The organism is Dialister sp., assembly GCF_051885895.1.
In the GTDB taxonomy this organism is placed as follows: domain Bacteria; phylum Bacillota; class Negativicutes; order Veillonellales; family Dialisteraceae; genus Dialister.
The window spans coordinates 19,896-31,047 of record NZ_JBJEXP010000043.1 but is presented as its reverse complement, the minus strand read 5'-3'; the positions used below and the strand labels follow the sequence as shown (position 1 = coordinate 31,047).

General features: G+C 49.7%; 10 protein-coding genes. 2 read left to right on the top strand and 8 right to left on the bottom strand.

Going from position 1 to position 11,152, the window contains the following annotated elements; genetic code table 11:
• The first annotated feature begins 278 nt into the window (after positions 1-278).
• Together ACI4N7_RS04110 and ACI4N7_RS04105 are read left to right on the top strand one after the other, a co-directional pair.
• Positions 279-743 carry a thioesterase family protein gene (locus ACI4N7_RS04110; protein WP_439732097.1) on the top strand — a complete coding sequence of 155 codons (465 nt, stop codon included), beginning with the start codon at positions 279-281 and terminating at the stop codon, positions 741-743.
• Positions 744-909: 166 nt separating this feature from the next.
• On the top strand, positions 910-2,025 hold the full coding sequence (locus ACI4N7_RS04105) for a sodium ion-translocating decarboxylase subunit beta (RefSeq protein ID WP_439732096.1): 1,116 nt from the start codon (positions 910-912) through the stop codon (positions 2,023-2,025).
• Between the two features lie 97 nt (positions 2,026-2,122).
• Here the strand turns inward: ACI4N7_RS04105 and ACI4N7_RS04100 are convergent, their stop codons facing one another.
• The 8 genes from ACI4N7_RS04100 to ACI4N7_RS04065 all read right to left on the bottom strand — a co-directional run bounded on the left by ACI4N7_RS04100 (position 2,123) and on the right by ACI4N7_RS04065 (position 10,931).
• The gene (locus ACI4N7_RS04100; RefSeq protein ID WP_439732095.1) at positions 2,123-3,232 is read right to left on the bottom strand and encodes an MGDG synthase family glycosyltransferase; all 1,110 of its coding nucleotides are present in this window, start codon (positions 3,230-3,232) and stop codon (positions 2,123-2,125) included.
• Between the two features lie 300 nt (positions 3,233-3,532).
• Positions 3,533-4,021: a ferritin gene (locus tag ACI4N7_RS04095; protein WP_439732094.1), complete on the bottom strand. Its 489-nt coding sequence runs from the start codon at positions 4,019-4,021 to the stop codon at positions 3,533-3,535.
• 263 nt (positions 4,022-4,284) lie between these two features.
• Positions 4,285-5,586, bottom strand: coding sequence for a glutamate-1-semialdehyde 2,1-aminomutase (hemL, locus tag ACI4N7_RS04090; RefSeq protein ID WP_439732093.1), 1,302 nt, complete (start codon positions 5,584-5,586; stop codon positions 4,285-4,287).
• Complete coding sequence (gene hemB / locus ACI4N7_RS04085) at positions 5,583-6,569, bottom strand: porphobilinogen synthase (protein ID WP_439732092.1); 987 nt, start codon at positions 6,567-6,569, stop codon at positions 5,583-5,585. Before hemB ends, hemL begins: the two co-directional genes overlap by 4 nt.
• Positions 6,566-8,086, bottom strand: a complete 1,521-nt coding sequence (cobA, locus tag ACI4N7_RS04080) for a uroporphyrinogen-III C-methyltransferase (RefSeq protein WP_439732091.1) — start codon at positions 8,084-8,086, stop codon at positions 6,566-6,568. Before cobA ends, hemB begins: the two co-directional genes overlap by 4 nt.
• 20 nt (positions 8,087-8,106) lie before the next feature.
• Positions 8,107-9,036 (bottom strand): hydroxymethylbilane synthase, encoded by a 930-nt coding sequence (gene hemC, locus ACI4N7_RS04075; protein ID WP_439732090.1) that lies wholly within the window; start codon positions 9,034-9,036, stop codon positions 8,107-8,109.
• Complete coding sequence (hemA, locus tag ACI4N7_RS04070; RefSeq protein WP_439732089.1) at positions 9,026-10,309, bottom strand: glutamyl-tRNA reductase; 1,284 nt, start codon at positions 10,307-10,309, stop codon at positions 9,026-9,028. Before hemA ends, hemC begins: the two co-directional genes overlap by 11 nt.
• The gene (locus ACI4N7_RS04065) at positions 10,278-10,931 is read right to left on the bottom strand and encodes a precorrin-2 dehydrogenase/sirohydrochlorin ferrochelatase family protein (protein ID WP_439732088.1); all 654 of its coding nucleotides are present in this window, start codon (positions 10,929-10,931) and stop codon (positions 10,278-10,280) included. Before ACI4N7_RS04065 ends, hemA begins: the two co-directional genes overlap by 32 nt.
• Between the last annotated feature and the right edge of the window lie 221 nt (positions 10,932-11,152).

The following is an 11,152-nucleotide window of genomic DNA, read 5'->3' as shown; positions in this document are numbered from 1 at the left end:
CCTCTGTTTTCTCCTTTCAATTCATAGGATCTATCCTATCAATCTGTATTTCTGACTTTTCCTGTCTTTATCTTGCTTTATTCTATATTTTTAGGCCATTTTCATAGATAATAAATTATAATTATTTGTCTATATTATAGTTTTTAAGTTATTAATATTGACTATTTTTGTATTATTCATCTATCAATTAATTGGCTATAATCATGCCAAATGAAGGAGTGCTTCCGTGCTCCAAAGGGATGGTACCGCCCTGAAATTTATGTTGAAAGGATTTTCTTATGGATACACCAACCATTAATCTTTCCGATTATCTCTCCTTAGGCCAGAATGCCATGGCCACCAGAGTCATCCAGCATGAGGATGCAGCAGATAATTATTCCAATGATTTCAAAAACCTTCTTGCCACACCCCGTCTCATTCACTGGGCCATTGATGCTTCCATCGAAGCCATCGACCCTTATCTTCCGGAGGAGTATGCCAGCATAGGGCTTTCCATTAATTTCGTCCATACGGCTCCCTCCAGTCTTGGCATGACCGTGACTGTCCACGCCTCCATTATCGCTATCACTGACAGGGATGTGACGCTGGCCATCAAGGCCTGGGACGAGCAGGGTGAAATCGGCCACGGCCTTCTGAAACGTTCCATTGTGTTAAAGAAAACTGTTTTAGATAAAGCAGAAGAAAGGACAAGACTGCTCCTTATCCGTCAGGCCAATGAGCAGATCAGAAATATGAACATATGATGACATTACCGGATAATCTTACAGGTGCACTGATACTCTCAGTGATTGACTTTTTCCTCAGTTTTATTTTTATTTCCTTTATAGGACTGATTCTTCACTTTTTCCCCCTTCTCAATAAACTGGGAAGCATTGCTGAACGAAAGGACTGAATTCCATGGACTCTCTCATGAGTACTCTCCTGACTGAACTTTTTTATCAGACCGGGCTTTCCTTCCTTTCCCTGGGAAATCTGGTCATGATCATTGCCGGACTGGTGCTTCTCTATCTGGGAATCGTCAAAAAATACGAACCCTTCCTGCTGGTAGGCATAGGATTTTCCTGCATTGTAGCCAATGTTCCCGGTTCTACTCTCACATCAGAAGGCGGGCTTTTCTGGTATGCCTACCAGGGGGTGGAAAAGCTGATTCTTCCTCCCCTCATTTTTCTGGGTGTAGGAGCCATGACGGACTTCGGACCTATGATTGCCAATCCCAGCCTGGTCATTCTGGGCGCTGCTGCCCATCTGGGCATTTTCGTAGCCCTCATCGGTGCCGATGTTCTCGGCTTTACCCTGGGAGAATCCGCTTCCATCGGAATCATCGGCGGCGCCGACGGTCCCATGGCTATTTACACCACCATGAAGCTGGCGCCCCACCTCCTGCCCCAGATTTCTGTAGCCGCCTATTCCTACATGGCTCTTATGCCTCTCATCCAGCCTCCCATCATGAAGCTCCTCACCAGTAAGGAGGAGCGGAATATTATGATGAAGCAGCCCCGTTACGTATCCCGGCTTGAGAAAATCGCCTTCCCCATTGTCATGGCCTTCATTGTCAATCTTTTCCTCCCGCCGGTAGCTCCCCTCATTACCATGCTCATGCTGGGCAACCTCCTCCGGGAATGCCTGGCGGTTACCAAGCTGGCGGAAACGGCGTCCAATGCCCTGCTGAACATTGTGACTCTGGTGCTGACTGTAGCAATCGGTTCTACCATGGCAGCAGATACCTTCCTGACGCCCAGCACTCTTCTCATTATCCTTCTTGGCCTTGTGGCCTTTGCCTTCGGCACCGGCTCCGGCGTCGTCTGCGCCCGTATCATGTGCCGTCTTTCCGGCGGGCGAATCAATCCGCTCATCGGTTCCGCCGGTATTGCTTCCGTTCCCATTGCTGCCCGTGTTTCCCATCTGGTGGGACAGAAAGAAAACAGAAGAATATTCCTCCTCATGCATGCCATGGGCCCGAACCTTTCCGGTGTATTCGGTACTGCCATTTCCGGAGGCATCATGCTGGCCCTGCTGGCAAAATAACAGATTTCACATTAAAAAGGACTCCTTGTGGAGTCCTTTTTAATGATTCAAAAAATCACAGGGAATGGTCAAGATGCCGACAGAAAACCTTTTTCCGTTACGGCTTTGCCTCCAGCAGATCATAGAGAACCCCGACCACATCTCTGGCACTGTCGGGATGGACATCTCCGCAGGATGAAGCCATACGGCTTCTAAGGGCAGGATTGCGCAGAATGCTTCTCACAGTCTCTGCCAGTTCGCCCCGCTTAACCCATTCAGCGCAGCCCTGTTTCTTCATATGAAGCGCATTGGCCCGTTCCTGTCCAGGCAGCGTATTGACAAGCACCATGGGAAGATGCATAACCATGGCTTCCGTACAGGTCAGAGCGCCCGGTTTGGTAACAAGAATTTCGCTTCTTGCCATGATTTCAGCCACTTTATTGGTATAGCTGTGGAGCTCCACCGGATGGTGCAGTTTATCGGACAGTGCAGCAATTTTCTCGTAAAGGCTGATGTTTTTCCCGGTAATTACAATAAATTTGGAAATTTCTTCCACTTCATCCAGTCTGACGATATTGTCTACCACATTACCCAGCCCCAGGCCGCCTCCCATAACCAGGACACGGCCCTTTTCAAAAGGCTTTCCTGCCGCAGCCTGCTCATAGAAGGAACGGCGCACAGGAATACCGGTCACATGAATCATGCTTCCGGGAACATCATAGCTTTCCATAAGCTCTTTCAAATCCGGGGTTGCTACGCAGAAAGCATCCAGATAATGGTCTACCCAGAGCTGGTGAATATCAAAATCTGTAATCACGCCCAGAAGGGGAACGCTGATTTTTCCTTCCGCCTTTAAAAGATCTGCCGCACCTGCCGGGAACGGATGGGTAAAGACCACTGCATCCGGTTTCAGGGTATTCACCAGATTCCTCATTCTCCGCTTGAAGGTCAGCGAGAGCATGAGCTGGGACACCTGTCCGAACCGGCTGTTCTGCGAATCACTGTATAAATGATCGTACATAGAAGGAAATACATCAATCATCTTGAGATAAGTATCCTTGATGATGTGATCCACTGACAGCCGGTTATTGGAAACGAAATCAAGAACACTGACAGAGTCGGAAGGATGGGAAGACTGGATCGCTTCCGCAATGGCCCGGGCTGCCTGACTGTGTCCTGTTCCTATACTGGCTGTCAATATAATAAACTTGCGTGGTTTGTCCGACATGGCCCCTCCCCTTTTCTGTACTCTTCCGATAAATTATATCATAGCCGGCGGTGGGTGTGTATATTTTATTTGAGGGAAATGAGGAAACAGCGATACCGGTTCAGCAGGAAATATCTGCCCGGCCTTAGACTTAAAGCGTGATACATCCTGCACTGCTGCCTGCTGAAGTTTCTTACTCCTGCCGGCTTTTCTCCGCACTGTTTCGGAAAGAGCAGGGATTCCTCGGAAATTTCACTATTTCCTGATTCCACAAAAAAAGTACCCTCCCGGGGGAAGGTACTTTCGTATCAAATAATAGAATCAGCGGTCAGCCAGGTGTGCATCGAACATGTAGAGCAGGCCTTCGCAGTCCTTTGCCTTTTCAAAGCCGGCTACATTGTCGCGGGCATTTACTTCTTCCTCAATCTGTTCTGTAATGAACCACTGCAGGAAAACTTCAGTCTCTATATCGCCTTCTTCTCTGGCCAGCTTGAAGAGGTGGCGGATAGAAGCGCTTACTTTTTCTTCATGAGCCAGGGAATCTTTGGCAGCATCCAGCGGTTTGTCATAATGTTTCTTTACCCCTTCAATGGATTTGAAATCAACCACGCCGTCCCGGTCTTCAATGTAGGAAATAATCTTGAAGGCATGTTCCCGTTCTTCTTCGTACTGCTTGTCCAGCCATTTGGAATAGCCGTTCAGCGCCAGATTTTTCATATCATGAGCCATAGAACGGTACAGATAAGCAGAACCGAATTCCATATTCACCTGATCATTCAGAGCCTTTAAAAGTTTGTCAGATAATTTCATAAGAATTTCTCCTTTGTTTTCAACACGCAGGGAGGCTCGTTATCGAACCTCTTCGATGTTTATATTATAGCATAGATATTTATCGAAGTAAAGGTAATTAAAAATAATTTTCTGTAAAGTTAATATGATGGCGAAACAAATCATCATGACTGATGGCCCGGTCGATACAGGCCAGCAGAAATCCCTCAGCTATCTGCTCCTGCTTTCTTTCCCATCAAAAAAATCACGGCTCCCTTCGGGAGTACCGTGATTTTTTACTGTCTTTATTTGACCTTTGCTGCTTCTTCCATGGCTCTGCCGGCTGCCTTGATGGTCTTTTCAATGTCCTCTTCGCTGTGGGCGTAGGACATGAAGAGTGTTTCAAAGGGAGAAGGCGCCAGATAAATGTGCTGATCCAGCATGGAGAGGAACCATGCCTTGAAGCGGGCTGCGTTGGCACTGCAGGCATCCTGGTAGTTGAGCACATCTTTATCGGAGAAGAAAATGCCGAACATGGAACCGGACTGATGGCATACGAGAGGAACACCGGCCTGATCAGCCGCCTGTTTCCAGCCTTTCAGAAGGGTTTCCGTCTTCTTTTCCAGAATTTTGTCAAAATCAGGAATTGCCATCATCTGCTTCAGCGTTTCAATCCCTGCTGTTACAGCCAGAGGATTTCCGGAAAGAGTGCCTGCCTGATAGACGGATCCGTCAGGAGCAATGCAGTTCATGATTTCTTTTCTGCCGCCATAGGCTGCTGCAGGGAGACCGCCGCCGATGATTTTACCGAGGCAGGTCATATCAGGGTGGATATGGTAGCGGGCCTGGGCACCATGGAAAGTGGTGCGGAAGCCGCACATAACTTCATCAAAAATGAGGACAGTGCCATGCTTTTCCGTTTCCCGGCGCAGTGCTTCCAGGAAGCCTTCCACCGGCGGCACGCAGCACATATTGCCGGCTACCGGTTCTACGATAACGGCAGCAATTTCATCGCCCTGTTCATCCATCATCTTTGTAAAGGCGGGAATATCATTATAAGGAACCACCAGGGTATCTTTGGCTGTGCCTTTAGTCACGCCGGCACTGTCAGGACTTCCAAAGGTAGCGGCGCCGGAGCCGGCCTTCACCAGAAGGCTGTCGCCATGTCCATGATAGCATCCTTCAAATTTAAGGATTTTATCCCGTCCTGTATATCCCCGGGCTGCCCGGAGGGCACTCATGGTTGCTTCCGTACCGGAATTAACCATGCGCATCTTTTCAATGGACGGATAGATTTCATGAATCAGCTCTGCAATTTCCGTTTCCATAAGGGTAGGAGCGCCATAGCTTGTACTCCGTTCTGCCGCCTGCTGAATGGCATGAATCACAGCAGGATGAGCATGTCCCAAAACCATGGGGCCCCAGGAGCCTACATAATCAATGTAGGTATTACCGTCAATATCGGTAATGTGGGAGCCGTGCGCTTCGCGGATGAAAGGCGGCGGGCATCCCATATGCGGATAGGAACGGACAGGACTGTTCACACCACCGGGCATATATTTCCGCGCTTCTTCAAAGGCGGCTTTAGACTTGGCAAGATCGATCATTTTCCTGCTTCCTCCTTCATCCATTTTGCTACGTCAGGAGCATGGTAGGAAATGATAATATCGGCACCGGCCCGCTTCATGCAGAGCAGGGATTCCATGACAATTCTCTTTTCATCGATCCAGCCTTTGGCAGCAGCTGCCTTGACCATGGCGTATTCGCCGGAAACGTTGTAGGTTGCTACCGGGCGGTTGATATGGTCTCTGACCTGGCGCACAATGTCCAGATAAGCCAGTGCCGGCTTAACCATGATGATGTCGGCGCCTTCTGCCATATCCAGATCCACTTCTTTCATGGCTTCCCGGCTGTTGGCAGGATCCATCTGGTATCCTCTTCTGTCACCGAACTGGGGAGCGGAGTCAGCCGCATCGCGGAAGGGGCCATAATAGCCGGAAGCATATTTTACAGCATAGGACATGATGGAAACATTCTGAAGGTCATTGGCATCCAGTGTTTCTCTGATTTTAGCCACACGGCCGTCCATCATATCGGAAGGTGCCACAATGTCGGCGCCGCATTCAGCCTGGGAAAGAGCTACCTTGGCCAGAAGTTCCAGCGTGGGATCGTTATCCACTTCATGGCCTTTCAGCTGGCCGCAGTGACCGCTCTTTGTATACTGGCAGAGGCAGACATCGCCCACAATGACCAGATCGGGCACGGCGTCTTTAATGGCGCGGATTGCGCGCTGTACCGGACTCTTCATATCCCAGGCAGAGGAACCGATATCGTCCTTGTATTCAGGAAGTCCGAAGACTTCCACTGCCGGAATGCCCATTTTATAAACTTCTTCTGCCACCTTGACCGCATTGTCTACGGAAAGATGGTACTGTCCGGGCATGCTGGGGATTTCTTCTCTGATGTTAGTGCCGGGCACTACGAAAATAGGATAAACAAAATCATTCAGTTCCAGGGAATTTTCTCTGACCATGGAACGGATAGCTTCCGTTCTTCTCAATCTTCTTGGGCGAAGTGTGTTTAATTTCATTTCTTTTCGACTCCTTTTTCAATCGCATTGACAAGGCCATCAATCGTAAAGACATCAGAAATGATAGATGGTTCCAGATTATATTTTCTGCATGTAGCGGCAGTAACAGGTCCGATGCATGCCAGGGTAACACCTTCCAGAAGCTTTGTCTGTCCGTCAATCTGGTTCATCAGATTGTACACGGTGGAAGAGCTTGTGAACGTAATGATGTCGGCACCGTGATGCTGCAGCACATCCAGCAGAACTTCCCGGTTTTTCACATCCGGTTCCGTGCGGTAGGCTTCCACCACATCCACCCTGCAGCCCATAGTGCGGAGCCCTTCGGGCAGAATGCTCCTTGCCACCTTGGCCCGGGGGATAAGGATCTTTTCATATCCTTTCAGCAGGGGCTTCATTTCCGCCAGGAGATTTTCCGCCTTATACTTTTCCGGTACACAGTCTGCATGAAGTCCGTAGCGGGTAAGCTCACGAGCCGTAGCCGGCCCGATGGCACCGATTTTCAAATGGCCTAAGGCCCGGGTGTCTTTCCCAAAGTGATACAGGCGGCGGAAGAAGGAATCCACCCCGTTCTGGCTGGTAAAAAGAAGCCAGTCATACATTTCCAGACGATCAATGGCTTCATCCATACCTTTGAAATCATCGGACGGTTCTTCCAGGGAAATGGTTGGAATTTCCAGGGTTTCCGCTCCTTTTTCATTGAGCACATCCACCAGACGGGATGCCTGGCTGCGGGAACGGGTGACGATAATCCGCTTGCCAAAGAGCGGGCGGTTGTCGAACCAGCGCATTTCCTCTCTCAGGTTCACCACATCTCCCACGATGAAGACAGCGGGAGGCTGAATGCCCAGCTTTTCTACATCCTCAGCGGCTTTACCCAGGGTGGTGGTATAGGTTTCCTGATAGGGACGGGTGCCCCAGCGCACAAAAGCAGCCGGTGTGTCGGCACTCCGACCATATTTCATCAGCTGGGAAGCAATGAGAGCCGTATGCCCTACCCCCATGAGGAAAATCAGGGTGTCCACACCGCCGGCCAGTTTATCCCAGTGAATGGATGACTGATCCTTGGTAGGATCCTCATGACCGGTAATGACTGCAAAAGAAGCAGCTACACCGCGGTGGGTCACCGGAATACCTGCATAAGCCGGTGCAGCGATGGCACTGGTTATACCGGGTACTTCCTCAAAAGGCACACCTTCTCTGCGAAGGACTTCGATTTCCTCTCCTCCTCTGCCGAAAACGAAAGGATCCCCGCCTTTGAGACGGGCCACAATTTTCCCTTCTTTTCCCTTTTCCGCCAGCAGGAGGCTGATTTCATGCTGCTTCATGGTATGGCAGCCTGCTTTTTTCCCTACATAGACGTATTCTGCGCCCGGACGTGCATAACGAAGAAGCCGTTTATCTGCCAGGTAGTCACCTACGATGACATCCGCTTCTTCCAGGCACCTTTTCCCTTTCAGTGTCAGAAGCTCCGGATCTCCCGGTCCTGCACCGATTAAATAGACTTTCCCTTTTTTCATGTAAAATCTCCCCACTTCAATTATATCTTCTGCAGTTTTTCCAGCACCGCCCGTCCGCCTTCATCAAGCAGACGGCCTGCTATGGCGCTTCCCAGCTCTTCCGCCCGGGAAATGGAACCTTCCGACTCACCGCGGTAGAGCTGCTTTCCATCGGGCGCTGCAATGAAGGCTTCCACATGGATAGTCTCTTTTCCCTGAGGTACTGCATAAATGCCTGCAGGCACCTTGCAGTCTCCCCCTACCCGGGCCAGGAAAGCCCGTTCTGCACGGATGCAGGAGGCTACCCTGCCGTCATGAAGGAAGGAGAGAAGGGACATTGTTTCCTTATCATCGCTTCTGGCTTCTACCGCCATGACGCCCTGACCGGCAGCGGGAATGCTTTCTTCTGTAGAAATATAGGAGGTAATCCGATCCTGCAGTCCCAGACGCTTGAGACCTGCCGCTGCCAGGATGACCGCATCAAAATCTCCTTCATCCAGATGGCGGAGGCGGGTCTGCACATTGCCTCTGAGCGATTTGATCTGAAGATCCGGCCTGTAGTGAAGAAGCTGGGCCTGCCGGCGCAGGCTGGAAGTTCCCACCACTGCATGGGGAGGCAGTTCATCCAGAGAATGATACCGATTGGATACAAAAGCATCTCTTGGATCCTCCCGGGCCGTTACGGCGGCGATGGTCAGCCCCTCAGGACATTCTGCAGTCATATCCTTCAGAGAATGGACCGCAATATCCGCCTTTCCCTCCAGAAGAATCACTTCCAGTTCTTTAATGAAAAGTCCTTTCCCTCCGATTTCCACCAGGGGGCGGTCCAGAATCTGATCTCCCTTAGTGGTGACAGGAAGAAGTTCCACCTCCAGCCGGGGATACTGTTCCTTCAGCCGATCTGCAATATAATGGGCCTGCCAGAGTGCCAGAAGACTTTCTCTGGTGGCAATAGTCAATTTATTTTTCAAGCTCCTGCCCCTTTCTTACGTCCAGTTTGAACAGACGGGCTACGGCAGACTTGTCTTCCGATTCCCATTCCGTACCTGCATATTCATTCAGATGGATCATGGGTTCCCGAAGGATCTTGCGAACGATCATATGGGTCATGTGGGAAAGCACCTTTCTGTCCTCATCTGTAAGGCCTTCAATTTTAGCCATGCCTTTTCTGAGTTCCCGCTGCCTGATTTCCTCAGCCTTGTCGGAAAGAGAAACCATAACGGGACGGGTGCTCAGATATTTGAAGCGGTCTTCAATGGAACGGATTTCCTCTTCTACGATCACTTCCGCCCTCTGTGCTTCCTCTTCACGGAAGCGGATATTGCTGGCTACAATTTCCTGCAGGTCATCAATATTATAGAGAGTTACATGGCGGATATTGCCTACCTCCGGCTCAATATCGCAGGGCACTGCGATATCAATGGCAACCAGAGGACGGCTGCCACGGCGCATCATCAGATTTCTGATATCCCAGGCTTTGACAATGTACTGGGAAGCACCGGTGGCTGTAACAATGATATCCACATCATCTGCATGAGACAGGGCAGAATGGAAGGGAACCGCTTCGCCATGAATTTTGGCAGCCAGATCCTCTGCCTTATCCATATGACGGTTGGTAACGATTACTTTTTTCAGGCCTTTGCCCATGAGGTTTTTCACCAGAAGCTCTGCTGCTTCTCCGGCGCCAAACACCATAGCTGTCCTGTCACCCAGCCCGCCCAGAATCTTTTCGGCCAGCTTCACTGCTGCATAGCTGACAGATACGGCGCTGTAGGAAATCCGTGTTTCCGTGCGCACCCGTTTCCCGGTGGTAATTGCCCGATGAAACAGGGTATTGAGAACGGTCTTTGTCGCTTTTTCTGAAAGAGCCATGGTGTAGGCTGTCTTGATCTGGTTCAGGATCTGGCTTTCGCCGATTACCATGGAATCAAGGCCGGAAGCCACTTCAAACAGATGGCGGATGCAGGCCTCTCCTTCAAAATAGAAGAAATATTCTTTTTTAGCTTCACTGTTGCCGGAAAGAGCCAGGAAAAAGTTTTCCAGCGTCTTTTTTGCACTGTGGTCCTTCAATACGGCATAAATTTCGGTCCTGTTGCAGGTGGACAGCACCACTGCCTCCTGAATGCCGTCCTGCTCATCCAAATGACGCAGTCCGCTTCTGGCGCTTTCCTCCGAAATCGCAAACTGCTCACGAATATCTACAGAAACGGTCTTATGGTTCAGACCTAAAACAACTAACTGCATTACGCACACGCTCCTCTGCTTCGTCCAACTTCCCTGAAATAACAAGATCCATGATCCTGTCGTCAAATACAGTATGCCAGAATTCTTCCCGCATCCGGCTGTGAGATTCCTCTTTTTTTAATTCTTCCCGGATGTCTCCCACCCGGTCCAGCCAGGCACCAAAAGAAGGGGGGATTTGCCCTTTCAGCCAGTTCTTGACATATTTAGCCATAGCCGGAGACCGGCCATCGGTAGAAACGGCAAAATGGATGCCCCCCGTCTCAAAAGCTGCAGGAAGAGAACAGTTTCCCAAAGAGGGAAAATCTGCAGCATTATATAAAAATGAATCATGAAGAGATTCCTCATGCACCCATTCAGCCACCTGGCGCACACCGCAGGCCGTAACCACAAAGTGATAGCCCCTGGCGTCTCCGGGCTGATAGGATGCTTTTCTCCAGGAAATACGCTTTTCCCTGAAGAGCCGCTCCATTTCTTCTGTCAGTACAGGAGAAATCACGGTCACTTCTGCGTCTTCCCCCAGCAGCCTTTTCACCTTCCGGAGTGCTACATGCCCTCCGCCGATGACAAGACAGGGAACCCCTTTCATAGTCAGATTGACAGGATACAAGAAAACCTCCATCATACATAAAACGGCGCAATAAGACAGATTAACCATCTTATGCCACAATTAAAATTGTAGCACCGTAGCAAGCCAGTGACAACAAAAGCAGGTCCTCAAAAGATAGTTCTAATGTTGTTAAATGCTGGCATAATTTTTACTCATCTGCCTCTATTGTATTTGGTGTTTTTATATAAAAACTATTCATTATATACTAACTTCATGAAATAGAGAACAGCTGTCAG

What these genes read in the sequence shown, in the direction of transcription:
- ACI4N7_RS04110 (WP_439732097.1), top strand. Translation starts at nt 279, where the DNA reads ATGGATACACCAACCATTAATCTTTCCGATTATCTCTCCTTAGGCCAG.
- ACI4N7_RS04105 (WP_439732096.1), top strand. Translation starts at nt 910, where the DNA reads ATGAGTACTCTCCTGACTGAACTTTTTTATCAGACCGGGCTTTCCTTC.
- ACI4N7_RS04100 (WP_439732095.1), bottom strand. Translation starts at nt 3,232, where the DNA reads ATGTCGGACAAACCACGCAAGTTTATTATATTGACAGCCAGTATAGGA.
- ACI4N7_RS04095 (WP_439732094.1), bottom strand. Translation starts at nt 4,021, where the DNA reads ATGAAATTATCTGACAAACTTTTAAAGGCTCTGAATGATCAGGTGAAT.
- hemL (WP_439732093.1), bottom strand. Translation starts at nt 5,586, where the DNA reads ATGATCGATCTTGCCAAGTCTAAAGCCGCCTTTGAAGAAGCGCGGAAA.
- hemB (WP_439732092.1), bottom strand. Translation starts at nt 6,569, where the DNA reads ATGAAATTAAACACACTTCGCCCAAGAAGATTGAGAAGAACGGAAGCT.
- cobA (WP_439732091.1), bottom strand. Translation starts at nt 8,086, where the DNA reads ATGAAAAAAGGGAAAGTCTATTTAATCGGTGCAGGACCGGGAGATCCG.
- hemA (WP_439732089.1), bottom strand. Translation starts at nt 10,309, where the DNA reads ATGCAGTTAGTTGTTTTAGGTCTGAACCATAAGACCGTTTCTGTAGAT.
- ACI4N7_RS04065 (WP_439732088.1), bottom strand. Translation starts at nt 10,931, where the DNA reads ATGATGGAGGTTTTCTTGTATCCTGTCAATCTGACTATGAAAGGGGTT.